1 protein-coding gene is annotated in these 203 nt (G+C 57.1%); it reads left to right on the top strand.

The window, feature by feature from the left end; all coding sequences use genetic code 11:
- Nucleotides 1-203, top strand: a 203-nt coding sequence (locus E1162_RS00005) for a dihydroxy-acid dehydratase domain-containing protein (RefSeq protein WP_257098518.1), incomplete at both ends; no start/stop codon positions are given.

The raw sequence follows: 203 nt of genomic DNA, 5'->3' as shown, positions 1-203 counted from the left end.
ATGGCTGGCCGCGTTGGCGTTGATCTCACCCTTGACGACTGGGATCGTCTGGGCCGCGACATTCCGACCATCGTGAACCTGATGCCATCTGGTAAGTACCTGATGGAAGACTTCTACTACGCTGGCGGTGTACCTGCTGTTATGCGCGCGCTTCTCGAGCACGGCAAACTGCACGAAGACATCATCACCGTGAACGGCAACTC

The sequence above is a fragment of the Pseudovibrio flavus genome, assembly GCF_009711345.1.
In the GTDB taxonomy this organism is placed as follows: Bacteria; Pseudomonadota; Alphaproteobacteria; order Rhizobiales; family Stappiaceae; genus Pseudovibrio; species Pseudovibrio flavus.
The sequence above is the reverse complement of the archived record's forward strand: the minus strand, read 5'-3'. Positions and strand labels throughout refer to the sequence as shown.